The organism is Ectothiorhodospiraceae bacterium BW-2 (assembly GCA_008375315.1).
GTDB lineage: Bacteria > Pseudomonadota > Gammaproteobacteria > Thiohalomonadales > Thiohalomonadaceae > BW-2.
Genome location: CP032507.1, coordinates 2,901,531 through 2,928,503 on the forward strand (window position 1 = coordinate 2,901,531; position 26,973 = coordinate 2,928,503).

General features: G+C 54.5%; 19 protein-coding genes. 9 read left to right on the top strand and 10 right to left on the bottom strand.

The features are described from left to right. Window positions 1–27: 27 nt before the first annotated feature. The 6 genes from D5085_13880 to D5085_13905 are packed head-to-tail and all read left to right on the top strand — an operon-like array spanning window position 28 to window position 10,749. Complete coding sequence (locus D5085_13880; GenBank protein QEP44114.1) at window positions 28–939, top strand: YkgJ family cysteine cluster protein; 912 nt, start codon at window positions 28–30, stop codon at window positions 937–939. Window positions 940–952: 13 nt separating this feature from the next. Then, window positions 953–1,657 (top strand): tRNA (N6-threonylcarbamoyladenosine(37)-N6)-methyltransferase TrmO, encoded by a 705-nt coding sequence (tsaA, locus tag D5085_13885; protein QEP44115.1) that lies wholly within the window; start codon window positions 953–955, stop codon window positions 1,655–1,657. Window position 1,658: 1 nt separating this feature from the next. Then, entirely contained in the window at window positions 1,659–2,231 is a 573-nt protein-coding gene (locus D5085_13890) for a DUF1449 family protein (protein ID QEP44116.1), read from the top strand. A 6-nt stretch (window positions 2,232–2,237) separates the two neighbouring features. Continuing rightward, window positions 2,238–3,476 carry a GGDEF domain-containing protein gene (locus D5085_13895; GenBank protein ID QEP44117.1) on the top strand — a complete coding sequence of 413 codons (1,239 nt, stop codon included), beginning with the start codon at window positions 2,238–2,240 and terminating at the stop codon, window positions 3,474–3,476. A gap of 55 nt (window positions 3,477–3,531) precedes the next feature. After that, window positions 3,532–5,550: a hypothetical protein gene (locus D5085_13900; GenBank protein ID QEP44118.1), complete on the top strand. Its 2,019-nt coding sequence runs from the start codon at window positions 3,532–3,534 to the stop codon at window positions 5,548–5,550. A 6-nt stretch (window positions 5,551–5,556) separates the two neighbouring features. Beyond that, window positions 5,557–10,749, top strand: a complete 5,193-nt coding sequence (locus D5085_13905; protein ID QEP44119.1) for an AAA family ATPase — start codon at window positions 5,557–5,559, stop codon at window positions 10,747–10,749. Between the two features lie 6 nt (window positions 10,750–10,755). On the opposite strand, the gene lon is transcribed toward D5085_13905, so the two are convergent. From lon to D5085_13925, 4 genes are all read right to left on the bottom strand, one after another. Further along, on the bottom strand, window positions 10,756–13,161 hold the full coding sequence (gene lon, locus D5085_13910) for an endopeptidase La (GenBank protein QEP44120.1): 2,406 nt from the start codon (window positions 13,159–13,161) through the stop codon (window positions 10,756–10,758). Window positions 13,162–13,254: 93 nt separating this feature from the next. Beyond that, window positions 13,255–15,258 carry a YgiQ family radical SAM protein gene (locus D5085_13915; protein QEP44121.1) on the bottom strand — a complete coding sequence of 668 codons (2,004 nt, stop codon included), beginning with the start codon at window positions 15,256–15,258 and terminating at the stop codon, window positions 13,255–13,257. Window positions 15,259–15,264: 6 nt separating this feature from the next. Next, window positions 15,265–17,388 carry a sensor domain-containing phosphodiesterase gene (locus D5085_13920; GenBank protein QEP44122.1) on the bottom strand — a complete coding sequence of 708 codons (2,124 nt, stop codon included), beginning with the start codon at window positions 17,386–17,388 and terminating at the stop codon, window positions 15,265–15,267. Window positions 17,389–17,415: 27 nt separating this feature from the next. Then, window positions 17,416–18,849, bottom strand: a complete 1,434-nt coding sequence (locus D5085_13925) for a KamA family radical SAM protein (protein ID QEP44123.1) — start codon at window positions 18,847–18,849, stop codon at window positions 17,416–17,418. On the opposite strand from D5085_13925, the gene efp reads away from it, so the two are divergent. Together efp and genX are read left to right on the top strand one after the other, a co-directional pair. Beyond that, complete coding sequence (gene efp / locus D5085_13930) at window positions 18,460–19,029, top strand: elongation factor P (protein QEP45170.1); 570 nt, start codon at window positions 18,460–18,462, stop codon at window positions 19,027–19,029. The genes D5085_13925 and efp overlap by 390 nt on opposite strands. A gap of 15 nt (window positions 19,030–19,044) precedes the next feature. Continuing rightward, complete coding sequence (genX, locus tag D5085_13935) at window positions 19,045–20,007, top strand: EF-P lysine aminoacylase GenX (protein QEP44124.1); 963 nt, start codon at window positions 19,045–19,047, stop codon at window positions 20,005–20,007. Here genX and D5085_13940 read toward each other — a convergent pair. Beyond that, window positions 19,974–21,074 carry a homoserine O-succinyltransferase gene (locus tag D5085_13940; GenBank protein QEP44125.1) on the bottom strand — a complete coding sequence of 367 codons (1,101 nt, stop codon included), beginning with the start codon at window positions 21,072–21,074 and terminating at the stop codon, window positions 19,974–19,976. The genes genX and D5085_13940 overlap by 34 nt on opposite strands. After that, window positions 21,074–21,922, bottom strand: coding sequence for an ATPase (locus tag D5085_13945; protein QEP44126.1), 849 nt, complete (start codon window positions 21,920–21,922; stop codon window positions 21,074–21,076). Before D5085_13945 ends, D5085_13940 begins: the two co-directional genes overlap by 1 nt. Window positions 21,923–22,051: 129 nt before the next feature. On the opposite strand from D5085_13945, the gene D5085_13950 reads away from it, so the two are divergent. Beyond that, window positions 22,052–22,750 (top strand): MFS transporter, encoded by a 699-nt coding sequence (locus tag D5085_13950; GenBank protein ID QEP44127.1) that lies wholly within the window; start codon window positions 22,052–22,054, stop codon window positions 22,748–22,750. Window positions 22,751–22,769: 19 nt separating this feature from the next. Here D5085_13950 and D5085_13955 read toward each other — a convergent pair whose 3' ends face one another. From D5085_13955 to D5085_13970, 4 genes are read right to left on the bottom strand one after another with little or no spacing between them, the layout of a single operon-like run. Continuing rightward, a complete protein-coding gene (locus D5085_13955) occupies window positions 22,770–24,152 on the bottom strand; it encodes an FAD-binding protein (protein ID QEP44128.1) in 1,383 nt (460 codons plus the stop codon). Continuing rightward, window positions 24,149–24,751, bottom strand: a complete 603-nt coding sequence (locus D5085_13960) for a phosphoheptose isomerase (GenBank protein ID QEP44129.1) — start codon at window positions 24,749–24,751, stop codon at window positions 24,149–24,151. The genes D5085_13955 and D5085_13960 overlap by 4 nt, the downstream gene beginning before the upstream one ends. Before the next feature lie 32 nt (window positions 24,752–24,783). Then, entirely contained in the window at window positions 24,784–25,134 is a 351-nt protein-coding gene (locus tag D5085_13965) for a YraN family protein (GenBank protein ID QEP44130.1), read from the bottom strand. Continuing rightward, complete coding sequence (locus D5085_13970; GenBank protein QEP44131.1) at window positions 25,131–26,942, bottom strand: hypothetical protein; 1,812 nt, start codon at window positions 26,940–26,942, stop codon at window positions 25,131–25,133. The genes D5085_13965 and D5085_13970 overlap by 4 nt, the downstream gene beginning before the upstream one ends. Window positions 26,943–26,973: the final 31 nt, after the last annotated feature.

The window sequence follows — 26,973 nt, forward strand, 5'->3', positions numbered from 1 at the left end:
TGTATGCAAATATAAATGGGTGAATGTATGTCCAAATCTCATGTAGATATTAGTGTTAACGACTCCCCCTTTAGCGAGAGCCCCGTGGTGCCGACGCTGCTAGCGAGAGATAAAAAGATCAGTTTTCGCTGTTATAAAGGCGTTAAATGTTTTAACGCCTGTTGCAGTAATATCGATATTACCCTGACTCCCTACGATATTATTCGGCTTAAAAATCGGCTTGATGTCGATTCAGGTCAGTTTCTGCAAGAGTACACCGTGCCGTTTGAATTTGAGAAAGATGGCATTGCCGGCGTTAAAATGAAGCCGGTTGAGGGGGGCACGGCTTGCCGTTTTATGACCGAGGAGGGGTGTTCGGTCTATGAAGATCGCCCCACCGCCTGCCGTTACTATCCGGTCGGGATGGTCTCGATGCGTAAACAGGATGAATACACCGATAGTAATGCCTATGCTCTAGTCGAGGAGGAGCACTGTTTAGGTCATCAAGAGGATCGTACGCTAACGATTGATGAGTATCGTGAAGAGCAGGGGCTATTCGACTACGATGAGTATAGTCGCGGTTGGCGGCAGCTAATATTAAAGAAAAAGTCCTCTGGAGCCACGATTGGTAAGCCATCATTAAGAAGTCGCCAGCTCTTCTTTATGGCCTGCTATAACATCGATCAATTTCGTACCTTTGTCGCCAGTGACGGTTTTCAACAGAGCTTCGATATCGAAGAGGAGCGGATGGCCAACATTCTGCTCGACGATGTGGCGTTAATGCTGTTTGGATTCGACTTTTTAAAGCATGTCCTCTTTGGCGAGGAGCAGATTAAGCTCAAAGAGGGGGTGATGGAGCAGCGCCTTGCCAAAGATAGGGCGATACTCGAGCAGCGGATCAATCAAAAGGTGGCTGAACGCAATGTCGATGCCGATATTGAGCCGTTTGATTTAAGTTAAATTAAATCTCGTTTTGGTGGCTGTGCTGTTACACTCTATTGGCTGGGTAGAGTCCTGCTTTCGAGAGAAGTTTGGCACCCCGCGCCAGCCGGGGCTGATAGCGACCGCTGAAGCGACCCTCGTGCTGCCTGCGCCCTACGGTAGCGCGGAGAGTGTGCGTGATCTGGAGCAGTTTAGCCACCTGTGGGTACTGTTTCTATTTCACCAAACCGCAGCGAAGGGGTGGCAACCGCTGGTGCGACCGCCCCGCTTGGGGGGGAATCGCAAAAGCGGTCTTTGGGCGACTAGGAGTATGTTTCGCCCCAATCCGATTGGTCTGTCGGTGGTGGAGTTAGTTGCGATTGAGATTACCAAAACGCAGGTCGAGTTGCAGATTCGGGGACAAGATATCATCGATAAGACGCCGATTATCGATATTAAGCCCTATCTGCCGTGGGTCGATGCGGTAACCGATGCCAAAGGTGGGGAGTATCAACGCCCTCCTACAGCGACGCTCTCAATTGAGTGGTCTCCTGCGGCGCTGCAACAGCTAGCGCAATTGAGCGACCGAGGCGAGTCGCTCCGACCGCTACTAGAGCAGGTTATCGCTCAAAATCCCCGTCCTGCTTACCAAGGGGATAGCCGAGAGTACGGTCTTTGGCTAGAGCAGTTTAACTTTCGTTGGCGAGTTGAGGAGGAGAGGGTGACAGTCATGGCGGTAGAGCGATGGGAGGGTTAACTTGGAACAGTTTTTTAGTCTAGTCTTCTCTTTTCCTACATTGATTTTTACTCTGCTGCTGCTATTTGCCTGCGGCTACTGGCTCTTGGCGGTTATCGGACTACTCGATATCGATATAGGAGGCTCTGAGCTGGGCGGGCTGGGGGGGGTGATGGTTACGCTAGGGTTAACGGGGGTACCGTTACCGCTTGTGCTGACGCTGCTGTTTCTGTGGGGCTGGGTGGTGAGTTTTCTACTCTGTTATACCTTTGCCGCTTTGCCGGCACTGATCTGCCTAATCGTTGCTATGAGTGCCGCACTGCCGTTGACGGTGGTGATAGTGAAACCGTTAGCGCCGCTGTTTCGAGCGCTGCACGCAGCCCCTGAGCCAAAGCAGTTTGTCGGCAACATTTGTACCGTTCGCAGTGGCCGTGTCGATGCTAGCTTCGGTGAAGCGGTCATTACTATGAATGGAGCGGAGATTGTGCTACAGGTTCGAAGTGAAGCACATCTGTTTCAGCGTGGCGATAAGGGGCTGATTTTTGAGCAAGAAGAGCCGAAAAATATCTACTGGATTGCACCGTTAGAGGAGTAGGTTAATTTGCCGATTACTAAGTCACTGGGTATTATATTTTTAGTCGTTTTTATTTTTTCAGTGCTGCTGTTTATACTCATATCCGATACAGTGATGGATAGAACGATAGGCGACATTGCGATTAAGGAGGAGACCCATACCTCGAAGCTGATTTTTCAGAGCCTCTACTCAGTGATGAGACGCGGATGGTCGCAGCAGGATATTGTTCAAATTGTAGGTAGCATACAGGAGACAATTCCCGATATTCGAGTTAACCTCTATCGCAGTGATGCTGTGGTTGAGCAGTATGGCGTAGCGCCGACAGAGTTTCATCCTCAGCAGTCAGATAGCCTCATTGAGCAGGTGTTCGCTTCTGGCCGGAGTCAACTGGTGGTCGAAAATGATCAGTTGCGTTTTGTGTACCCGATAATAGCTGAAGCAGTGTGCTTAGGTTGCCATGTGACCGTTGAGGTAGGAGATCGACTCGGTTTGATAGAGATATATCAATCGACTGCCAAGCTGCGGGTACCGTTAGAGTATGCGGTTTTAAATATCATCTACATTTTTTTAAGCGCTGCGATTTTGCTTGGGATATCGCTATTTGTCGCTGTCCATATTTTTCTGGTTAAACCGGTAAAACAGCTCGCTAGGGAGATAAATACCCTCTCTGAAAGTCACGATATCTCTCGCCGCCTTCCAGCGATGAAAACCGCTTTTTATGAGATTAAGTGGCTCCGTAAACAGTTTAATCTACTCCTAGGTCGAGTTGAGCTGTCGCTGCGGGAGTTAAGAGATCGCTCTGAGCGCGATCCCTTGACTGGGCTCTATAACCGCAGAAAATTTGATGAGCTGGCTCTACAGGAGTTGCATCGTAGTCAACACCACCAGCACTCATTTGCGCTATTGATGGTCGATTTAAACCGCTTTAAGCCGATTAATGATACTTATGGCCATGAGGCCGGCGATGAGCTGCTTTGTGCCGTCGCTAGTGCTATGAGTCATGCGCTGAGGATGGAGGAGGTGATCTCCCGCATCGGTGGTGATGAGTTCTTGATACTGGTGCCTGAGTGCGGCACCGAGGAGGCGACTGCATTGTCTGATAAGCTATCTGCCTGTATTGAGCAGATGGCGGTGAAATATAAGGGAGATCACTTATCGGTTGGGTGTAGCCTTGGCGTTGCTATCTATCCGCATGATGGCCTGACGATGGCTGAACTTATACGAAAAGCCGATCAGAGAATGTATCGAAATAAACGGGATCGATAGAACGATAGGGCAAGATCATTTTTTCTTTTTAACGACTATTTTGGGAGATGTGGAGATGTTAGATAGCTCAATTGCTATGCTGGTGATAACAACACTAGCGATTCTATTTGGGGTGCTCATTGTGATGCTACTGTTGATTAAGGCGTTCTATGTCAAAGTTAAGCAGGGGGAGGCATTGATTAAGAACGACACTAGCGCCACACCGAAGGTCTATTTTACCGGAGCGATGATACTACCGGTGATCCATAGTCGCGAAGTGATGAAGATTTCGGTCATTACCCTCGAAATCGACCGCCGAGCCAAAGATGGCCTGATCTGCAAAGATAATCTTCGTGCCGATATTACCGTCGCCTTCTATCTACGGGTGAATGAGACCGCCGCCGATGTACTAAAGGTAGCCAAGGCGGTCGGGGTAGAGCGAGCATCGAGTAAAGCGGCAGTGAATGAGCTCTTTAACGCCAAATTCTCGGAGGCGTTAAAGACCGTCGGCAAGAAGATGGAGTTTTTAGAGCTATTTGAGAACCGAATTCAGTTTCGGGATCAAATTATCGAAGTGATAGGTCAGGATCTGAACGGCTATGTGCTCGAAGATGTGGCGATCGACTATCTGGAACAGACGCCAAAAACCGCCCTCGATGCCAATAATATCCTCGATTCGTTCGGGATTCGTAAAATTACCGAAATTACCGCCGGCCAAAATATCGAAACCAATCGCTTAGAGCGTGACGAAGAGCTAGAGATGAAGCGCAAAAATGTCACCACCGAGGAGGCGATGCTAGAGCTAGAGCGACAGCAGGCCGATGCCATCGCACGGCAAAAGCGGGAGATAGGGACGATTCAGGCGCGAGAGGAGGCCGAGACCCAAAAAGTGATCGAAGAGGAGCGCCGCAAGGCGGGCGAAGCGAAACAGGAGACCGATGAGGCGCTACAGATTCGGGAGGAGAACAAACTGCGTCAAGTCGAAATTTCGCGTAAAAATCGTGAACGAGCCATCGCTATCGAAGAGGAGAAGGTGCTCAAAGCGCGGGCGATGGAGCAGGTTAGCCGCGAGCGCGAAGTCGAACTACAGCGAATTGAGGCCGAAAAGGCGCTAGAGATCGAACGAAAATTAATTGCCAGCACCCTTAGTGAACGGATTGCGGTCGAAAAGAGGGTCGCTGAAGAGGAGGAGCGGATTAAGGAGGTGCGTCAAATTTCCGAAGCCGAGCGAGCCAAACAGGTTCGACTGCTACAGGCCCAAGCCGAGGCGCAAGAGGCGTTAGAGAAGGAGGTACGCCAAGCGGAGGCCGATGCCCAAAAGGCGATCCATAGAGCCAAAGAGATAAACACCATCGCCCAAGCGGAGCTAGAGGCATCGGCTAAAGATGCCGAAGCGAAGATTAAACGGGCCGAGGGGACACAGGCGGAGCAGGCCGCGAGCGGTTTAGCCGCAGCGCGGGTACAGGAGGCGAAGGCACTAGCACTAGAGAAGGAGGGCCTTGCTAAGGCGGCGGCAGATGAGGCGATTGGCATGGCCGCTGTACGAGTGACCGTCGCCGAAATAGAGGCACAAGAGCGCCAAGGGTTAACTGAGGCGAAAGTGCTAGAGGCGAGAATGGCCGCCGAAGCGCAGGGGGAAGAGAGCAAAGGGCGAGCGCTCGCAACAGCCGAGCGAGAGCGGGGGCTAGCGAGTGCCGATGTCATTCGTGAAAAGGCGAAGGCCGAAGCCGAAGGGTTAGCGGAGAAGTTCGAGGCGATGGCGCAGATGAGCCCCGAAGCGCACCAATTTGAAGAGCTGCGAATGAAGCTCGAAATGGCCTTTGAGGAGACGATGGCGACGATTGAGGCCAATAAGAGTATCGCCGTTGAGCAAGCTGAGGTGTTAGCCAAAGCTCTTGAGGGGGCTAAAATCGAGATTGTCGGGGGGGATGGTGACTACTTTAACAACTTTGCTAAGGCGCTCTCGGTCGGCAACGCGATGAATGGTGCCCTCAGTAAGAGCCCGATGCTGCAAGCGGCGCTCAACCGTTTAGTCTCACTAGGGGAGAGGAGCTTAGAGTCATCATTAGAGTCATCAAAAGAGCGGCAAGAGTAAACTGCCATGAGCTTTGAGGCAGCAGCGAATCGAGCCGAGAGCGCGGTAGCCGCCGGTGGCGCTTATGAGATCGTTCGTAAACGGCTACTACAGCAGGCAGGAGAGCTACAGCAGCAGATTGAGGCACTCAACCGCGCCCGTCTAGCCGAGTTCGGCTCCACCGACATGAAGGTGGTTGGCCGAGCGCGAGTGCGTACCGACAACAGCGCGATCGCCCGCGATGTGGTGCGGGTGGGGGAGTATCTTCTGCTAGGGTGTAACCTCTATCTAGGGCTCAAGCAGCAGCTAGAGGTGGCAGATATTTTTCTGCTATTTCGGCTGTTAGAGCAGCCTGATGGGATTGAGCTAGAGCCGGTCGATATTCGCCACACCTTTTTACACGATGAGCGGTTTGTGAATGAGTTTAACGAGCTGCACACCTACTACCGTGATACCCATCTCAGTCAGTTAAGGGTGATAGATGGCCGGCTACTCGCTAGCTTTCAGATGGGGGAACGGTTAAGCGATATTCGAGTCTTTCGCTGGCAACTATCGGCCGATGGGAGAGAGATTACCTATATCGATAATCGTGGCGAGCGCGATATTGCGCTACCGCCGCCATACGATTTTGAGTGGTTAGTCGCCGGTCATGAGGCGCGGGTGGAGGGGCGATATCCCCATATCAATATTCTCGATACCCTATTTGTCGATACCCTTGGCGGCCAGTTAACGGTTAAAGTCGAAAACAATACCGCCTCAGGGGAGGGAATCTTCTCCGAACCGGTCGAAGATAGCCACCAGTCACTCGATGATGCCGAGTTTCACTACGCCGCAGTCGGGCAGCTCATTCTATTAAAAATTCGTCCCTATCAGGAGCCAAAATGGCGCTATCTGCTCTTTAATCGATTGACACAACAGGTTGTGCGCCTTGATGCGATTGGCCACTGCTGTCGGCAACTACCGGAGGATCACGGACTTATCTTCCCCGGCGGTCTCTATCTACAAAGCGGCGAGTACAAACAGTTCGATTTAGAGCTACCAAAGGGGCGAGAGCTGGTTTTTAAACGCATGATTCGCAGCCCTAACGGTGAAGATGTGCTCTACCTCTTCTACGAGCCCTATGCGGGGCTAGTGGCGCTCTACCCCTATAACTTAATCGATAAACAGCTACGCACCCCCCTCTATGCCCACGGCTATGGCCTATTTGAAGATGGCCGCATGGTGCTCTTCTCTGCCGAGGGGGAGCCGACCCGCGTCCATCCGATGCAGATTTGGCAGACGCCGTTTGTCTCTGATCTTTTTGCCAGTCGCCAACCGGTATCGCAGTCGCTCTACGGTAAGATAGGCAATGCGGAGTTAGTGCGCGGCATTTCGGAGCTATTAAGCGTGGTGAAACTGGCCACGCGGGATGAGGTTCGCGCCGCCCACTACCACGAGCTGATTAAGATCAGCTCGACCCTCTTTGATCGCTACTACTGGCTCGCAGAGGCGCAGCACCAGCCGATAGCCACCCTACTACACCAGCTACTTGAGAGTGCCGAGCTCATTCTCGATGAGTATGAGAAGGTCGAGACGATTCAAAAGAGCTCGCAAGCGGCGCTACAGCAGGCTAAGCATGAGCTAAAAACGCAGCTACGACAGCTAGAGCCGGAGGGGTGGCACACCCCACAGCCCTTCGTCGAGGGGTTAGCGGCACTGAGGCGGATGCGGGGCCATCTACTGACGATTCGCGGCTATCGCTATATCGATACCGATCAGATCGATCAACTCACCACCGAGCTGCAACAGGCGCAGCAGCAGTTAGCGACAGAGGCGGTCGATTTTCTGGCCAAAGAGGAGGCCCTAGCCCCCCTCTACAGTGAGCTAACACAGCTAAATCGCACCGCTGAGCAGAGCCGCAGTGGTGCCGAACTAACGCCGCTACTAGCGCGGCTAGCGCAGCTTGGGGAGGGGCTCGATCTGCTGACCGAAACCATGAGCGCCATGACCGAGGCCGACCCTAATGTAAGAGCGGCCATTATTGAGGCGATTTCGGCGCTATACGCCCAGCTCAATCAGAGCAGAGCGAGGATCGATAACCGGCACCAATCGTTAGGGCTAGCTGAGGCCGAAGCGCAGTTTGGTGCCCGTTTTAAACTCCTCTCCCAAAGTGTCACCAACGGCCTATCGATGGCCACGACACCTGATAGGAGCGATGAGCAGCTAGCGCGAATGATGGCGCAGCTACAGGAGCTGGAGAGTCAATTTGGCGACTTTGAGCGCTTTTTAGGCGATATTCTCGACAAGCGCGACGAAATTGTCGAGATCTTCGAGAGCCATAAGCAGCAGCTTATAGAACAGCGGCAGCGGCGAGCGCAGACGCTATTTGATGCCGCTGGCCGAATGTTAGCCACCCTTTTGCGCCGTAGTCAGAAGATAGCCGACGAAGATGAGCTTAACGCCCTATTTGCCGCCGATCCATTAGTGGAGAAGATTCGGCAGCTCATTGAGCAGCTACATGGACTTGATGACTCGGTGCGGGCTGAGGAGCTAGAGTCGCAGTTTAAAACGGGGCGGGATCAGGCGCTGCGTTCGCTACGGGATCGGCGTGATATCTACGAAGAGGGGGGAGCGGTTATCAAATTGGGGCCCCGACACAAATTTAGTGTCAACACCCAGCCGCTCGATTTAACGATTTTGCCGCGTGGGCAGCGGCTCTACTACCACCTAACCGGCACCGAGTTTTATGAAGCGGTCGGTGAGCCGATGCTAGATCAGGCCAAAGCCTACTGGCAGATGGCACTGCCGTCAGAGGATCACAACCTCTATCGTGGCGAGTATCTAGCCGGGCTCATGCTTAGCGCCGCAGAGCAGCAGCACCCCTTCACGCTAGTGCAGCTCTCTGAGTGGATAAATAGTCCGGCAGAGCTGTTGCAGCAGGTACGCCAATTTGCCGCCCCGCGCTATAAAGAGGGGTATGAGCGCGGTATTCACGACCACGATGCGGCGCTCATTCTTACCGCCTTGGTACCGAAACTGGTGGGGGCGGCGCAGTTACGCTTCGATCCAGAAGCACGAGCGATGGCACTACTCTACTGGGGCTCCCAACAGCGACTAGCGACCGAGCTACCGCTTAAAGCGCGAGCGGCGGCGCAGCTAAATCATCAGCTAGGCTATCGCGAAGCGCGACAGCAGCTACAGCAGCAGCTAGCGGGCGAATTAGAGGCGTTTTTGACAACCCGTTTACCCCAGTGTAGCCATGAAGTGGCACTGCGTGCCGCCGACTACCTGCTAACCGAGCTGTCGGTGGAGCAGCCGGAGTTTAGCCAGAGTCGTGAAGCGGTCGAGCTATTAGAGCGGCTACGATTAGAGCTAGGTGCCGCCTCCTCATGGCAGCTACTAGAGCAGCAGCTACGGCAGTGGCGGGAGGAGCCGCTAACCGCCTTTCAGTGGGTACGCTTCTGGTGCCGTGGTGTGGTAGAGCAACACCAGCTAAGTACGCTGGAGGAGGTGGTCGATGAGGTAGCGGCCGATCTCGTCTGTGCTCACCAGCTACGACTGCGGCCCCACAGCTTTGATCTCAGTTACCGCATTGAGGGGCTATTAGGGAGTCATGAGACTCTAACCGAGGGGCGGTTAGAGGGGCGGCTAGATCGATTTTTGCTCCGCTTTTCGCGCCACCAGCAGGTGATCTTGCCGGCGTGGAGCGGCTACCAAACGCTACGACAGCAGGTGATAGAGCAGCAGAAGCGCCGCCTGCGGCTGGCGCAGTACCAATCGAAACCGCTCGCCTCTTTTGTCCGTAACCGACTGATTAACGAAGCCTATCTGCCCATTATCGGTGATAATTTAGCCAAACAGATGGGAACTGTCGGCGAGGGGCGTCGTAGCGATCTTATGGGGCTACTGATGGTGATCTCCCCGCCCGGTTACGGTAAAACCACCTTGATGGAGTATGTTGCTAACCGACTTGGGCTGATCTTTATGAAGATTAACTGCCCCTCCATCGGGCACCAGATCGATGCGCTCGATCCGGCGCAGGCACCGAATGCCACCGCCGCCCAAGAGCTGGAGAAGCTCAACTTAGCACTAGAGATGGGCAACAATACCATGCTCTATCTGGACGATATTCAGCACACCAATCCGGAGTTTTTACAAAAATTTATCTCGCTATGCGATGCCACTCGCCGTATTGAGGGGGTGTGGCGTGGCGAGACGAAAAGCTACGATCTGCGCGGTAAGAAGTTCTGTGTGGTGATGGCGGGTAACCCCTATACCGAAAGCGGCGAGCTGTTTAAGATCCCCGATATGTTGGCCAATCGCGCCGACATCTACAATTTGGGGGATGTCTTAAGCGGTATGGATGAGATATTTGCCCTAAGCTATATCGAAAACTGCCTCACCTCTAATGCGGTATTAGCACCGTTAGCAAATCGTGAGATGGCCGACTTCTACCGCTTTATCGCCCTCATTCGGGGCGAAGAGGTCGCCGATAGTGACTTTAGCCACCCCTATAGCGGTGCTGAGATTGGGGAGATCGTCGCGACTTTAAAACGGCTCCAACAGGTGCAGCAGGTGGTGTTGCGGGTTAATCGAGCCTATATCAGCTCCGCTGCGCAGGATGAGCGCTATCGAACCGAACCGCCCTTTAAGCTCCAGGGGAGCTACCGCAATATGAACAAAATGGCCGAAAAGATCTCAGCGGTAATGAGCGATGAGGAGCTACAACAGCTCATTGCCGACCACTATCGGGGCGAAGCACAGCTACTGACGGGGGGAACAGAGGCTAATCTGCTCAAACTAGCCGAGCTTCAAGGTAGCCTCACTCTCGAACAGCAGCAGCGCTGGCAGGCGATTAAGGCGGAGTTTCAGCGTCAGCAGAGTCTAGGTGGCGAGGGGGAGGTGGGCGATAAGATCGTGGCGCAGCTCTACGATCTGGTCGAGCAGGTTAAACAGCTTCGTGAGCCGCTTAACCACACGGTAGCCCCACCGCTCGAACTCCCCCCCCCGAACTACACCATAGAGATCAACACCCCCCCTCCGGCGGGGGTCGAAGCGACTCTACAGGCGATGGTCGCTCTGCTGGAAAACACTCTGTTCCCACTGGTGAAGGCGATGGACGGCAAACTTAACCTAGATCTAAAAACCAACGCCTATTTGCAAAATATCTTGCGGCAGATGGAGCGGTTAAGGAGCGAGATCCATGGAAAACCAAAGGGGCCAGAGTCGATAGCCCCCTAACCGCCGCTACTGCTCAAAGACGATAGCCGCCACCTCCCTATAGTGTTTAGCGAAGTGGGCGGTGATGCCGTCACGAATGTAGTCGGGTAGCTCTTCGAAATCGCCGCGATTGGCCTCGGGGAAAATGAGCTCCACAATACCGATACGGCGGGCGGCAATCACCTTCTCCCGAATGCCGCCGACCGGTAGGACTTGGCCGGTGAGGGTTAGCTCGCCGGTCATCGCTAGTTTGCGAGCGATCTTGTCGCCTTTGGCTAGCGAGAGTAGTGCCGTGGCCATGGTGATACCGGCACTAGGGCCATCTTTGGGGGTCGCTCCTTCCGGCACATGGAGGTGGACAAAGGCCTCATTAAAGAACTTCTCATCGGCTCGATAGGTGTTGAGGTTAGCTGCAATATAGCTGTAGGCGATCTCGGCCGATTCGCGCATCACTTCGCCGAGCTTTCCGGTCAGTTTAAAGCCACGATTTTTGGTATGGACTTGGCTCGCCTCAATACTGAGCGTCGCTCCGCCCATCGCTGTCCAAGCGAGACCGGTGACCACACCGATCCCTTTAATCGGACTCTCTTTAGTGAAGGTAGGTTTGCCTAGATAGTGGGTTAAATTTTTATCGGCGATTTTAATCGGGGTCTCGCTCTCCTCGACTATCTCCCGCGCCGCTTTGCGGATAATTCGTCCTAGCTGCTTCTCCAGATTACGCACGCCGGCTTCGCGGGCGTAGCCTTCGATAATTTTCCGAATCGCGGTAGGGGTAATTTTAATCTCCTGTCTGGTAAGACCATTGCGCTCTAATTGTCGTGGCCAGAGGTGGTGTTTGGCGATCGCCAGCTTCTCTTCGGTAATATAGCCAGAGAGGCGAATGACCTCCATTCGATCCAGTAGTGGACCGGGAATGGTGTCGAGTTGATTAGCAGTGCAGACAAACAGCACCTTGGAGAGATCGAGCCGAATGTCGAGATAGTGATCTTGAAACTCGCTATTTTGCTCCGGATCGAGAACCTCTAGGAGCGCCGAGGCCGGATCACCATGGTAGGAGGCACCGATTTTGTCGATCTCATCGAGCATAATCACCGGATTATCGGTACCACACTGTTTGAGGGCGTGGACGATTTTGCCCGGTAGGGCACCGATGTAGGTACGGCGATGGCCCTTTATTTCGGCCTCATCGCGCATCCCTCCGACCGAGAAGCGGTAGAATTTGCGTCCTAGGGTGTTGGCGATGGAGCGGCCAACAGAGGTCTTACCCACGCCGGGGGGGCCGATGAGCAGAATAATCGACCCGGAGATCGACCCTTTTAGTTTACCGACGGCAAGAAACTCTAAGATGCGATCTTTCACATCTTCTAGCCCATCATGTTCACGGTTCAATACCCGCACAGCCCGTTTCAGATCGAGTCTATCTTGGCTAACATTGCCCCACGGCAGCGAGGTGATCCAGTCGAGGTAGTTGCGGGTGACATTAAACTCAGCTGAACCGGACTCTAGCATTGCTAGCTTATCGAGCTCCTCTTCGACGACCTTTTGCGCCTCTTCCGAGAGGGTGAGCCTCTCTAGTCGCTGTTGAAACTTCTCGATTTCGGCGGTGCGATCATCCTTCTCTAAGCCTAACTCTTTTTGGATCTCTTTTAGCTGCTCTTTGAGAAAGAAGCGGCGCTGGTGGGCATTCATATTCTCCTCTACCCGTTCGCGAATACGGCTCTGAATTTTGGCTAGCTCCAGCTCTTTTTTGAGTAGGACTAGCACCTTCTGCATTCGCTTATCGAGATCAAATCTATCTAACACCTGCTGTAGCTCGTCGGCGGAGGCGGAGGTGAGGGTGGCGGCAAAGTCGGAGAGGGGCGAGGGTTCGTTAGGGCCAAAACGGTTTAAGAAGAACTTCATCTCTTCGCTATAGAGCGGGTTAAGGTGCATGAGCTCTTTGAGGGTGTTAATAATCGCCATCGCATAGGCGCGAACCTCATCGCTCGGTTTCTGCTCTTTAGGGGGGTACTCGACTCGCACTCGGTAGGGGGGGGTGTCGTTGAGCCATTTGACGATCTTAAAACGGGTAATCCCTTCGGCGATAAACTGCATCTTACCATCAGAACGACTCGGGCGGTGGAGCCGTACTAGCGTCCCTACTTCGGCCATCTGTTCCGGGGAGGGGAGCGTTTCGTTATCGAGCTCCTCTTTAACTAATAGCAGACCGGCGCTTCGGTGTTCGGTTTCGCCTATCGCCTCAATGGTGCTCAGCCAAGGCTGCTCCTCCATCAGCAGTGGCGAGGCTTGGGCGGGGAAGAAGGGGCGCTCAAATAGGGGTAAGAGGTGGAGCTCTTCGGGGTAACGCGCCTCAGAGACGGTGATGGCGTTACTAAGCTCCTCTTGGGAGAGCACTTCGGCGTCGAGTAGTTCCTGTTCTGTTTCGTCTGACATAACTCTGTTCCCTCATCTATGGTAATCAATGGCCATCGTGTCGATGGGTCTCTCTCCTATGTTTTGGCGTGATGATGAGAGTTCAAATATAAATTAACGCCGTCTGCTGCGTCTGTTAGGCAAAATTGTCCTCTGGCGAGAGTGGTGACGGTGAGGGGGCTCGGTTTTTTTGGGGGGCGGTACTAGGTGCTGTTTACCGTGACCTATGAGATCGGCACGGCCTAGCTGTTGCAGCGCTTGACGAATGATCGGCCAGTTTTTGGGGTCGTGGTAGCGCAGCAGCGCCTTTTGTAGTCGCCTCTCGGTGAGCTTTTTGGCGCTATAGACGGTGTCGGGGTGATCGAGTTTTTTCAGTGGGTTGTAGCCGCTGTGATACATCGCGGTGGCGAGTGCTAGGGGGGCGGGTAGAAACGCCTGTACCTGATCGAGGCGAAAGCGATGCTGTTTAAGCCAGAGCGCTAGTGTGACCATCTGTTCGGTATCGCTGCCCGGGTGGGCGGCGATAAAGTAGGGGATGAGATACTGCTCTTTGCCCGCCTCTTTAGAGAAGCGATCGAATAGGCTCTTAAATCGGTAGTAGCTGCTTAAGCTCGGCTTCATCATTTTAGATAGCGTTGCACTCTCGCTATGCTCAGGGGCAATTTTTAGGTAGCCGCCGACATGGTAGGTCACTAGCTCTTTGATATAGGCGGGGCTAGTGACCGCCAGATCGTAGCGCACCCCGCTAGCGACCATCACCCGTTTAATGCCATCGATCGCTCGACTCGCGCGATAGAGCTCAATCAGTGCCGAGTGATCCGTGTTTAGGTTGGGACAGATGTCAGGATAGAGGCACGATAGTCGTCGGCATGAGGCCTCTATCTGCGGGGAGCGGCAGTGGAGGCGATACATATTGGCGGTCGGGCCGCCGATATCGGAGATGGTGCCGGTAAAGCCGGGCACCTCATCGCGAATGGTTTCAATCTCCCGCATAATGGAGCCTTGGGAGCGATTTTGGATAATGCGCCCCTCATGTTCGGTGATGGAGCAGAAGGTGCAGCCGCCAAAGCAGCCGCGCATGATATTAACCGAAAAGCGGATCATCTCGTAGGCGGGAATGCGGGCCTCTCCATAGCGGGGGTGGGGGCGGCGGGTGTAGGGGAGTTCATAGATCCTATCGAGCTCATCGGTGGTGAGCGGTATGGGGGGGGGATTGACTACTAGGAGTCGATTTTGGTGCGGTTGCAGCAGGCGACGGGCGTTATGGGGGTTGGTCTCTAGGTGGAGCCAACGCGAGGCTTGGGCGTAGAGGCGTCTATCGCTACGAACCTGCTCATAAGAGGGGAGCTGTAGTGCGATGTGAGGGTGGTGAGCTGCCGCCGGCCCCATGCTATCGGGGTCGTTTACTGTGTGAATTTGCCACTCATTGGGCGCTTTTTTACAGACATAGGCGCTGCCACGAAGGTCACGAATGGTATGGATAGGCTCTTTACGCGCTAAGCGATGGGTTAACTCCACCACCGCCCGCTCTGCATTGCCGTAGAGTAGTAGATCGGCGCGAGTATCGAGCAAAAGGGAGCGCCGAACCTTCTCCGACCAGTAGTCGAAGTGGGCAAAGCGGCGCAGACTCGCCTCAATGCCGCCAATGACAAGCGGTATCTCGGGGAACGCCTCTCGGCAGCGCTGGGCATAGACAAGGGTGGCTCTATCTGGGCGGGCATTGGCTGCGCCGTTGGGGGTATAGGCGTCATCACTACGGGGGAGACGATCGGCGGTATAGCGATTGACCATCGAATCCATGTTACCGGCGGTAATACCGAACCAGAGGGTCGGGGGGCCGAGCGTTTGAAAGGCGCTGCTATCTTGCCAGTTAGGTTGAGGAATCACGCCGACCCTAAAGCCGTGCGCTTCGAGGAGGCGGCCGATGAGGGCCGCCCCGAAGCTAGGGTGATCGACCAGAGCATCGCCTGAGATAATAATGACATCACAAGCCTCCCAGCCGAGCTGATCCAGCTCCTCCCGAGTGGTCGGTAGCACGGGGGCCGGTAGCAGCCGTTTAGCCCAGTAGGGGCGGTAGCTTGTAAAGAGATCGGGCGCTGTCAGTGGTGTGGTAGCCATCAATCACTAAAACGAGTTAAAGTCATAATCCATCTGTCGGCTCGGTTTTTGAATAAAGAAACCGACGATATAGTTGATTCCGGTAGCGTAGAGCCGAGAGAGAGTCTGCGGGTTTTCGACTGCGTTGGCAATGACTTGAATGTCGTATTGCTGCGCGTGTTGAACGATATTGTTAATCTGTTCGACCGCCTGAGGACTCTCTGCGAGTTGGTTAATCAGCCCTTGGGATATTTTGATATAGCACGAGTCGTAGTGTTGCAAAATAGTGAGATGGTTACTCTGTTCGCCAAATTGGTTGATCGCCAAGGCTATTTTGAGCTTCTCTAGCATGGTACGAAACTGCTTCACCTGCTTTAACTGCTCAGTCGCTACCTGCTCGCTTATCTCAAAGACCAGCTCCCAAGGTCGCAGTTGAGCGCTCTTGAGTCGGGGTAGCATCCAGTGGAACAGTTTGGTCTGATTGACTAGGCTCTGCTCAGAGAGTTTGATAAAGAGGCGAGGATACTGCTGTCGCTGGCGCTGCTCTTTAAGCACGAGTAGCGCGTGGGCTATCACCCAGCGATCGACGATCTCAGAGAGACCACAGTGGTGCACTGCGGCAAAAAACTCATTGGCAGCGACAAACTCCTGCTCCCCTCGTAGATCGGGCATCCGTAACATGACCTCATAGGTGGCGTGGGGATCGTCATTGAGGCTAATAATCGGCTGATAGACTAGCAGCAGTCGGTTATTTTGTAGCGCTTGGCGAATTTCGATGGCCAGCAGTTTCTCCTTTTCGCGCTGGGTGAGTTGATCGACATCGGGGGTATAGAGCTCATAGCGATTGCCGCCGGCGGCGGTGAGCTGCTCTAGTAATCTATCGGCTTCGCCAATGACCTGCTGGTAGTTCGACTCTTTGCCGTGATAGGGGGTGATGGCGATGGAGAAGGTGGTCTGGGTAGTACGCCCCTCTAAATCAAAAATGGTGTCACGACCGGTAGCTGTCAGCAGGGCGGCCACTTTTTCGCTGCGATGGGCATCGACCCCGGTCAGAGAGAGGATAAAGCCGCTAGCCCCGAATCGAGCTAGTAGCAGCGGTTCACTCTCCTCGGTGCGTAAAATAAGCTGTTTTATCGAGGAGGAGTCGAGCTCTTGGCTTAAAAAGTGGTAAATTTCACTCATTAAGGCCTCGATGGCCGAAAAGCCGAGTCGTTGGCGCAGATCGTTAAGATTGTCGGGGGAGATGAGCAGCAGATGCCCCGAGCGGTTCTGTTGGTGCACGATAGCGCGAAACTGCTCCACAAAGTATTGCTGAGTGTAGGCACCGGTGACGCTGTCGCGCTGTTTAGCCTCCTCTAGCCGTCGCACTAGCTCCTGACTATCCTCTTTGTTGTAGAGCACAATCTGAGTACAGGCCTCCCCTTCGTAAGAGATGCGAGAGAGGGAGAGTTGTAGCGGAAACGATTTGGTGGCCAGATCGATCCCTTCAGCCTCAAACAGCTCCTCTATCGGTCTGCCCTGCTGAAACTGACGCAGATAGCTTTTGAAGCTGTTTTGGGAGTCGGCATGGAGCATATCGAGAAAGGGGACACCGAGTAGATCATCGAAATCGTCGTAGCCAAACAGGGTAAGATAGCTGTCGTTAGCATAGATGTGCATCCCCTCATCAATATAGGCGATCGCCTCTTTCGATTGGTTGGCGAGAATTTGGGCCCGATGGTTCGACTCTTGCAGCAGCGTGCGGCAGTGGAGTAGCTCATTATGAAACCGAGTGGCGGCGCTCTCGCGCCGAAAGATATGGCTGGCTCGGGACGGATTGGCGATATCGATAATATCTTTGGCTCCCCCTTCGAGCAGATCATCGAGATTGATGCGCACTGTCGCCATATTCGCCACGATGACGATCCCTAGCTGGGGCTGCTGCTCTAACACTGTGCGCATCACGGCGATAGGCTCGAAGTGTTCGCACTCGGGAGTGAGCAGGAGTAGATCCCACGCCTTTTGCCGTAGCAGTGTGGTGAGCTGTGCAAACGAGTCAACGCTTTCGGTATGAATCGCCAGCCCCTGATTGCGTAGCTGGTTAGCTACCGCTTCACCATGGTTGGCAGAGTCGTCGATGACGACAATTTCCAGTATCTCTTCCAGAGCCATAATCTTTAATCGCCGTACTTTTGCTAGCTAAATGGGTAAGGGGACGGTTAACGGGGTCTTACCGCCGTCGCTGCCGGTGTCACGAACCAGTCGCGGCAAGAGGTAGCCGGGGAGTCGCTGGTGTAGTGTCGCCATAATCTGTTGGGCTTGTTGGTCACTGACCTCAAAATGGGCTACCCCCACCGCCCGATCAAGTTGGTTGAGATAGTAGGGGATTACACCGTGCTTGAATAGTATTTTACTCAAATCGGCCAAAATTTCGGCGCTATCGTTGATGCGGCGCAGCAGCACCGCTTGGTTAAATAGCGCCGCTCCCGTTTGGCGTAGTCGGGTTAACGCGGCACCGACAGCGGGATCGATTTCAGCCGGATGGTTGCAGTGGATGACAATGGCCAGCGGCAGCTCTAGGCTGGAGAGCCACTCGATATGGGCCTCACTCACCCCCTTTGGCCAAGCAACCGGCACTCGGGTGTGGAGCCGCAGCCGCTGAATAGAGGGGAGTGCGAGCAGGCGGTGGGTGAACTGTTGCAAAAAACCTCCGCTTAACATCAGAGGATCTCCCCCGCTAAAAATTAGCTCCTCTATCTCTGGGTGTTCGCCGAGATAGTCGATAATGGCGGCTAGCTGCTGCTGTTTCGGGTTCGCCTCGGGGTAGGGAAAGTGGCGTCGAAAACAGTAGCGGCAGTGGATCGGGCACTGACCCGTTAAGGTGAGCAGGGCGCGATGGCGATATTTATGGATAAGTCCCGGCACTACCATGTGGGAGAGCTCATCGACTGGATCTTGGCGGTCGCCCGGGGAGTGGTGCTGCTCTGCTGCTTGGGGCCAGATCTGTAGTAGCAGCGGATCGGTCGGGTCACCGCTAGCGATCCGTTCGGCAAAGGAGCGGCTGACTTTAAAGGGGAAGGGCGTCTCAGTCGCGCTCAGCCCCGAGAGCTGGCGTAGCTGTTGTAAACACTCTGGAGAGTGGATAAAAGGGGAGGCGGTCACAATGGCAGTTTTCTCTGTGGTGGCAAGTTGTGGGATAATAGGCGTTTTAATTGAAGCATACAAATTGAGGAAACGATAGTTATGGCCAACTACAGTACCAGTGAATTTCGCCGTGGACTGAAAATTATGCAAGATGGCGATCCCTGCACGATTGTCGACAACGAGTTTGTTAAGCCGGGCAAGGGGCAGGCCTTTAGTCGGGTCAAAATTCGTAACCTGAAAACCGGTCGGGTGGTCGAGCGAACCTTTAAGTCGGGCGATTCGGTAGAGGCTGCCGATGTGGTCGATAGCGAAATGCAGTATCTCTACAACGATGGTCAGATGTGGCACTTTATGGATCAGGAGAGCTTTGAGCAGATTGCCGCCGATGCGGCCATTGTCGGTGAGGAGAGGCTGTGGCTTAAAGATCAAGATATCTGCACCGTGACGCTCTGGAATGGGCAACCGATCTCGGTGACGCCACCTAATCATGTCATCTTGCGGGTGGCGGAGACTGAGCCGGGGGTGCGCGGCGATACCGCTACCGGAGCGACTAAACCGGCCACACTGGAGACGGGGGCCGTGATTCAGGTACCGCTGTTTGTCGAGATCGATGAGATGTTAAAGGTCGATACTCGCAGTGGCGAGTATATCTCCCGAGTACGCGATTAGCCTCCGTCCCCCTCGATGTGGCAACCCTCGGCTGATATCGCCCGACTGCGTCAGCGAGCTAGGCTGTTACACTCTCTGCGCCAATTTTTTGCCGAGCGGGAGGTGATGGAGGTCGATACCCCGGCGCTATCACAGTTTGCCACGGTCGATCCCCATATCGACTCCTTTGTTGTGACCGCGCCTGGTGGAGGGGAGAGGCGCTACCTTCACACCTCGCCTGAGTTTGCTATGAAGCGACTCTTAGCCGCCGGCAGCGGCGATATCTATCAACTAAGCCATGTCTTTCGGGTCGGGGAGAGTGGGCGCTACCATAACAGCGAATTTATGCTGTTAGAGTGGTATCGAACCGGCTGGCACTACCGGCAGTTAATTGATGAGGTGGGTGAGCTGCTACAGAGGGTGGGGCTGGTGGCTCTGGCGACAGTCGATACGCTCGACTATCGGCAGCTATTTATGGCTAAACTGACTATCGATCCTGTTGCCGCGACCGACCAGGAGCTACAACAGCTAGCAGAGGCGCTGAGCCCTAAGATCGATCTTACGGCGCTGCGGCTATCGAGATCGGGGTGGCTCGACTGGCTCTTTAGTCAACATATTCAGCCGCAGCTCGGAGGGGAGGGGAGGGCGGTCGCGCTCATTCGCTACCCCGCCTCTCAAGCCTCTTTAGCGCAGTTAGAGCCGAATGATTCTGCCGTGGCGCAGCGGTTTGAGATCTTCTATCGTGGTGTAGAGCTAGCCAACGGCTTTGGGGAGCTGACCGATGCGGTGCAGCAGCGGCAGCGATTTGAGGCGGAGTGGCGGCAGCGGCGAGATGAGGCGAAACCGCTCTACCCTATCGATCAACATCTTCTCGCAGCGCTAGCACAGGGGCTACCTGAGTGTAGCGGCGTGGCTGTCGGAGTCGATCGACTGCTGATGCAGCTCAGCGAGAGTGACCAGATAGATCAGGTGCTGTCGTTTGGTTGGCGGCGGGCCTGATGTGCGAGCATAAGCGGGTTATCGGGATCGACCCACGGCATAAACGGCTTATCTCGATCACTGTGGGTTAGTTGATAGACCAGCCCGATCCAGTTGCCGACCACCGCCGCGCCACTATCGTGCCAAGTGTTATTGAGTCTAGGGGTTAACAGCCGCTCCGGAAAGGGGGGCGGGGTCACGCCGCTAGCTAACGCCTGTTCGGTACGGTAGCGGTACTCATTGAGGATAGCCTGTGAGTAGTTATCGAAGTAGTCTTGCGGAAAGGGGGGGTAGTGGCTATTTTTGCCCTGCTGGTAGAGGATCACTTCGCGTTTATACTCTTTCAGTAGCGAGATGGTGTCATACTCAGGGTGGCCCTGAAACAGCACCAGCCGTAGGCCATCGCTACTGGTGGCGAGGTGGAGACAGCCGTCATCGCCGCTCACCAATAGCCGCAACCCCGCCTGCTGTAACTGCTCTGCCGAGATAGCATTCCAGCGCGAGTGGGGGACATCAAAGCGGCTATTAATATCGCATACCAGCGGATGGCTGGGATCGACAACCCGATGGGGAAAGACCCCCCACTTCTTCTGCATCTGGCGCACCCGCGTCTGCTGGTAGCGAAACTGCAACACCGCATGGGTCGCTAGACAGGAGCAGAGGGTTGAGGTGACATGGTGCCAAGCCCAGTCGGCGATCTCGATTAATGGGTGCCAGAACGGCTGCTGCTCCAGCTCTGCACCAACCACATTCGCACCGGTAATAATGAGCGCATCAAGCCCCTGTTGGCGAATCGTGGCAAAATGATCGTAGTAGGCGCTGATATAGGCTTTGGCCTCATCGCTGCGTGGCAGCTCATCAAGGGTAAACAGGTGGACATAGAACTGAGCAATCGGGTTACTCTCGCCGATGAGGCGCAGAAACTGGCGTTCAGTCGCTGCCAGTGCCGCATCGGGCATCATATTGAGTAACCCGATGTGGAGTTCGCGAATATCCTGATGTCGAGCCGCCTCCGGGGTCAGTACCCGTACCCCCTCCTGACGCAGCCGCTCAAAGGTAGGGAGGTGATTATGGGCAACCAGTGGCATTAGCAAACCTCCGCGATGGCTGACTCAAGCAGTTCGATAAAGTCGGCCTCATCTCGCACCTGGCCGACCTGCTCTGAGGTAACGGTGTAGCCGTGTGGTGCGGCAATCGCTTCATACTTAGGGATACGGGAGTGGAATAGGCGCGGAAATATCCAGCGGGTAAACTCATCGGGATCCATTTCGGCGGCAAACTGTAACTGCTGCTGCTCTAAATAGCTCGCTAGCTGCTGCTGCAGAAAGTCGGGGTTATAGTAGAGCGGTTTAGGATCGCTTTGGGCTCTTTCGATCAATTTTTGCGCCTCCGCCTCATTAGTCACCTCAATATAGAGGATGAGGGTATGATCAATCAGCGTCTTTAGCACCCGATCGTCATCGAGCTCACACAGACTGCCGCCGACATCGTTGACAAAGTGTTGGTAGCCGTAAATCTCCTGCCCTTTGCGAATAAAATCGGGCACATCGAGCATCGCATCCACCTCCGCTTGCCGATATCGAGCCTGATGCTCGATAAAGGTCTCTAGTTCCAGACCGCCGAGCTGTGGATTACCGGGTTTGCCAACATAGCTTAGCACCGGCCCTAAGTCGTGTACTTTGATATTGTTGCGAATCGAAATCCAGTCGCGGCGCAGCAGATCACACAAAAACGGCACCTGCATCGCCTGCCGCTTAATCATATCGATAATCGGCTCATCCAGATAGCGGGTACCGATACGGTAGTCGCCTGAGTAGTGGAACCAGTTGTGGCGGCGCAGCAGGGTCGAGAGGTGGGTCTTACCGACGCCCGACATACCGAGCAGGGTAATGCGCTTCTCTGGCCACTGTGTAAACTCTTGTGGGGTTAATTTCATCTCTCTCTCACAGTCGGTCAAGTGTGTAGGGAGATAGTGTAGCGTTAACCCTGCTCGCTTGCATCCCTGAATTGAGGTAAGATCTGCCACAATGTTTTTAGCCACTAACCCAAAGATAGTGAATTGAGTATGAGCCAGAAAAAAAATAGCCCCTTCCTTGAGCTGCTAATCACGATTGTGATTCCGTCGATCATCCTAATGAAGCTAAGTGGTGAGGAGGCGTTAGGGCCGGTATGGGCACTCATTGTGGCGCTATCGCTGCCGTTAGGGTGGGGGGGGTATGATCTGCTACGACACCGTCAATTTAACTTTTTTGCTATCTTAGGGCTCATTAGCGTGCTGTTGACCGGGGGGATCGGGCTGTTAAAGCTCGATAATGAGTGGCTGGCGGTTAAAGAGGCGGCGATTCCGGGCCTGATCGGCCTATTTGTGATCGCCTCTACCTTTACCCGCTACTCTGTGATTCGGCTGCTACTATTTAATCCGCAGCTCATTAATCTCCCCTTAGTGATGCAGCGGCTGGAGCAGCGCGGCAATCGAGAGCTATTTGAGCGGCGGTTAACGCGCTCGACTTGGTTTTTGGGGGGGACCTTTTTCTTCTCATCGGTAATGAACTATTTCTTAGCCACTTGGATTGTGACCAGCCCCTCAGGGAGCGAGGCCTTTAATGAGGAGTTAGGGCGGCTTACTCTGCTAAGTTATCCGATGATCGCGCTCCCCTCGATGGTGATGATGTTTATTATCCTCTGGTATATCGGCCGCTCGGTACGGCAGTTAGCCGGACTGAGTTTTACGCAGATGCTAAACGAGGAGCTGCAGGGAGAGTGAACGGTTACAGGACAGGCTGTTAAATGCTCTTACCCGGATTAAGGATCCCTGCCGGATCAAACTGTGCCTTAATTGCATGCATCAGCGCCAGTGTTGCAGGGGGGATTTCGCGGCTAACAAAGTCTCGTTTAACCAGACCGATCCCATGTTCACCCGATAGCGTTCCGCCGAGCTTAAGGGTCAGATCAAACAGCTCGTTCAGGGCGATCTTTGCCGCCTGCCGTTGGGCCGGATCGTCGGGATCGATTAACAGATTGACATGTAGATTACCATTGCCGGCGTGACCAAAGGTGACGATCTTAATCCCGTGGCGCTGCTGCATCGTTGTTAGCTGACGAAGTAGCGTTGGGATTTGACTCACAGGCACGACAATATCCTCGTTAATCTTTTTCGGGGCGACTTTGCGTAGCGCCGGTGAGAGCGCTTTGCGGGTACGCCAGATAGCCTCAGCTTCAACCGCTGTGGCGGCCTTTTTAACCTCCAGCGGCTGCGACGCTCTCACCGCTTGTTCTATGGTCAGTACCGCGTCAGATAGGGTGGCGGGGCTCCCCTCTACCTCGACTAATAGAATCGCCGCCGCTTGCGATGGCAGATCGGCTCGGCTGTAGTCGCGAATCATCTCAATCGCCTGCTGATCGATAAACTCTAGCGAGTAGGGGATAAGCGGTTGAGCCATAATTGCCGCCACAGCCTCGGCCGCCGCTTCAGGCGAAGCGAAGCTAATCTGCATTAGCTGTCGTGCCTGCGGCAGGGGATGGAGCTTTAGCGTCGCTTCGGTAATGACCGCCAAAGTCCCCTCGGAGCCGATGAGCAGACGGGTCAGATCGTAACCGACCACCCCCTTAGTCGTTTTGCTGCCAGTGGTAATCAGCTCGCCGGTGCCGGTGACAGCTCTTAGCGCGAGACTATTGTCGCGCGGGGTACCATATTTAACCGCTCGGGGGCCGGCGGCGTTACAGGCTAAATTGCCACCGATAGTACAGACAGCGGCGCTGGTCGGATCGGGTGGCCAGAAAAAACCGTCTGCGGCGGCCGCCTGCTGGAGTGCCTGATTGGTTACTCCCGGCTCAACGGTCACCATGCGGTTGGCGCTGTCGATCGCATCGAGCCGCTGCATCTTCTCAAATGAGAGCACTATACCACCGTGGATGGCCACCGCCCCCCCAGTGGTGCCGGTACCGTGCCCACGGCAGGTGAGCGGGATCTGTCGCTGATAGCACCAACGCACAGTGGCGATAACATCGGCTTCGCAGCTAGGTAGCACAACCGCCTCGGGGCGGTAGTGCAGTCGGCTATTATCATAGCTATAGGCGAGACAGTAGGTCGGATCGCTCTGTAGTACCGCCTTCGGGCTCAAAAGTGGCCGTAGCGTCTCCCAGGGGGGGGAGGAGGGGGGGGTCATGGGCTAAAGTGGCTATCGATGACGCTGCACAGCGCATGAATAATCAGTAGATGGTTCTCCTGAATGCGGGCGGTGGTGTTGGAGGGGACGCGCAGTTCGATATCGTTAGGGGTTAGCAGCGACGCCACCTTCCCCCCCTCTTTGCCGCTAAGGGCGATAATTTGTAGCTGCTGTTGTTGAGCGCTCTCAATGGCGGCGACAATATTATCGGAGTTACCACTGGTGGAGATAGCAAACAGCGTATCTTGCGGTTGGCCTAACGCCTCAATCTGTCGGGCAAAGATGTGGCGGTAGTGGTAGTCGTTGGCGATTGAGGTCACCACTGAACTATCGGTCGTTAGGGCGATGGCCGGTAGGGCGCGGCGCTCGGTCTCAAAGCGGTTAAGGAGTTCCGAGGCGAAGTGCTGGGCATCGGCAGCCGAGCCGCCATTGCCGCAGATAAGCAGCTTACCCCCCGACTCTAGCCGCTTAACTAGCACGGCAGCGGCGGCGGCGATCTTGGCCGCTAGCTGTTCTAAGGTGCGCTGTTTGGCAGCAATACTGGCCTCAAACTGCCGTCGGATTAGGGTATCGTTATCGTTATCGTTAGTCGTGTTCATAAATGGTTAATTGCTCTCATTTCATTCTAAGGTTAACTTGCCTCAAAGGCGTGCTGTATCCAGTTAAGATCACCCCCATCAATCGCGATGACATCAAAGCGACACGGCCGATTCATGGGGTGGTATTGTAGCCAAAACTTTGCGGCTCGAATCAACTTTTGCTGTTTGTTGCGGGTAACGGTGGCAGCGCTGGTGCCGTGTGAGAGGGTATGTCGGTAGCGCACTTCAATAAACAGTAGCTGTTCACCTAGCTCCATAATGAGATCAATTTCGCCGACTTTGCAGCGAAAGTTGCGTTGTAGTAGCCGACACCCCTGCTGCTGTAGGTAGGTCAGCGCCTGCTGTTCATAGTGGTCTCCCCGCTGTTGTGGTGCCGATCTCAAAACATCGCTCCATACTCATCTAGGCTACTTTCGGTTTCCGGTTCGGCGACCGCACTGCCATCGATAAAGGTAGCCCAGCGACTTTGACGCACGATTTTACCCTCCTCTGAGAGTCGCAGACGACCGGTGAGGCCGTTGTAGTGGTGGCGACGATTCTCACTCAGATAGGGGAGCTGTGGCAGCAGGCCATAGGCATCGGCTCCCATCGCGGCGAGTCGCCCTAACTGACCGCTATAGTGGCGCTTTAATAGCTGATAGATAGGCTCTTGTTGGATGTCAGGATCGATATTCCACGGCATATCTTCAAACAGAATGCCGTTGAGATCGCTATCTGCTTTAGGTTCACTCCGGCCAGCATAGATGTGGTTCGTCGCTAATAGTGGGATGGTATCGGCACGGTGAAACTTAAGTAGCGGCCAAATGAGCCGCCCCTCATCGGGCAGAGCGGTCAGGAAGATAACATCGATATCGTGTCGCAACCACGGCTCAAACTCTATTTGCAGGTTATAGCCGATAATGGCGCGGAAGATATCGAGCCGTTTATAGCTCTCATCAATACCTAACAGCGCCTTAATCGCGTCGCCATGGTTTTGACTATCGGGATCAAAGCGCTGCTCAGTGACGATCGTACCACCTAAGCGCTGCCACTCCTGTTGCAGTTCGGTGGCCATGCGATCCCCTAAGCTACTCTTTGGCAGTAGCAGCGCGGCACGGGTATGGCCATCAAACCAGGCGCGGCGGACTAGATTATCGGCCTCATCCTCCGGTAGTAGCGAGAACTGGTAGGTGTGTGGCGGTAGTTCTCGCTCAGTTGAGGCGTGGTTGAGTAGTAGCTGTGGCCGCTTACCCCCCTCGTCAGAGAGCTCGACAATGGCGTTAACCACCTCCCGATTCAGTGGTCCGATAATCGCCTCGGCACCGTTGTCGATGGCTTTGAAATAGGCATCGACACCTAGGTTGGGATCGCCGCCTGTATCGTAAAAGCGTATGGTGGCTGAGTTCGGCTCCTGCGGTTGCAGATAACGAAACAGAATCCCCTCACGAATGGCATTAGCCGCTTGGCTAAATCGGCCACTAAAGGGGAGGAGGACGGCGATATGGTTGACCGAGAGCGCGAGCTGCTGTTCGGTTGTGGTGAAAGTCTCAAGTAGCCTATCGGTTAGGGGGTGGTCGCGATAGTCGGCTCGCCACTGCTGTAGGGCGGTTGCTAGCTTTTGGGGTTGGTGACGCAGATCTTGATATATCTTTTGCAGCGCTAACCACCCCTGTAGGGTGGGTTCATGGTCGATAAGATAGTCGAGGGTATCTAGCTCCTCACGCATTAGCTCAGAGAGGTAGCCCCATAGCTGCCGCTGGTTAGCCTCAATCTCCTCTGGCAGGGTGAGATAGCGCTCGCGTTGAATGAGCTCTCGGGCCGCTTCGAGGGGATCAAACTGTCGCTTAAATAGCTCGCTACGAAGTTGATGGTAGGCCTGTCGTTCGGCGGCGGCGGTGGTAGGAGGCAGAGAGGCGGGATTGAGTTGCGATAAAATCTGCTCCGCCTCCTCCAGACTCTGTCGAGCCATCGCCTCGGCGGCGCGATCGAGCTGCTGCTGAAACGGCGTCGCACTACGATCTGCATCGGTAGCTGAGGCCGTTTGGGGGCGGTTAGAGGGGGTGTCGTAGGGGAGGGGATCGGGGCTAATCACCCGCTCGCCACTGGAACTGATACCGAGCGCTGGATTGGAGGAGGGCCGCTCAACTCGGTTGCCGCAGCCGAATATCAGTAGGGTAGCGATGAGAGTGACAGAGATAAAAAATTGCTGCATGAGGTGTAAATAGAGCTCCAGCTTGGCACAA

Coding starts and splice junctions, on each gene's coding strand:
- D5085_13880 (QEP44114.1), top strand. CDS start 28: ATGTCCAAATCTCATGTAGATATTAGTGTTAACGACTCCCCCTTTAGC.
- D5085_13900 (QEP44118.1), top strand. CDS start 3,532: ATGTTAGATAGCTCAATTGCTATGCTGGTGATAACAACACTAGCGATT.
- D5085_13905 (QEP44119.1), top strand. CDS start 5,557: ATGAGCTTTGAGGCAGCAGCGAATCGAGCCGAGAGCGCGGTAGCCGCC.
- lon (QEP44120.1), bottom strand. CDS start 13,161: ATGTCAGACGAAACAGAACAGGAACTACTCGACGCCGAAGTGCTCTCC.
- D5085_13915 (QEP44121.1), bottom strand. CDS start 15,258: ATGGCTACCACACCACTGACAGCGCCCGATCTCTTTACAAGCTACCGC.
- D5085_13920 (QEP44122.1), bottom strand. CDS start 17,388: ATGGCTCTGGAAGAGATACTGGAAATTGTCGTCATCGACGACTCTGCC.
- efp (QEP45170.1), top strand. CDS start 18,460: ATGGCCAACTACAGTACCAGTGAATTTCGCCGTGGACTGAAAATTATG.
- D5085_13925 (QEP44123.1), bottom strand. CDS start 18,849: ATGATTAGGTGGCGTCACCGAGATCGGTTGCCCATTCCAGAGCGTCAC.
- genX (QEP44124.1), top strand. CDS start 19,045: ATGTGGCAACCCTCGGCTGATATCGCCCGACTGCGTCAGCGAGCTAGG.
- D5085_13940 (QEP44125.1), bottom strand. CDS start 21,074: ATGCCACTGGTTGCCCATAATCACCTCCCTACCTTTGAGCGGCTGCGT.
- D5085_13945 (QEP44126.1), bottom strand. CDS start 21,922: ATGAAATTAACCCCACAAGAGTTTACACAGTGGCCAGAGAAGCGCATT.
- D5085_13950 (QEP44127.1), top strand. CDS start 22,052: ATGAGCCAGAAAAAAAATAGCCCCTTCCTTGAGCTGCTAATCACGATT.
- D5085_13955 (QEP44128.1), bottom strand. CDS start 24,152: ATGACCCCCCCCTCCTCCCCCCCCTGGGAGACGCTACGGCCACTTTTG.
- D5085_13960 (QEP44129.1), bottom strand. CDS start 24,751: ATGAACACGACTAACGATAACGATAACGATACCCTAATCCGACGGCAG.
- D5085_13970 (QEP44131.1), bottom strand. CDS start 26,942: ATGCAGCAATTTTTTATCTCTGTCACTCTCATCGCTACCCTACTGATA.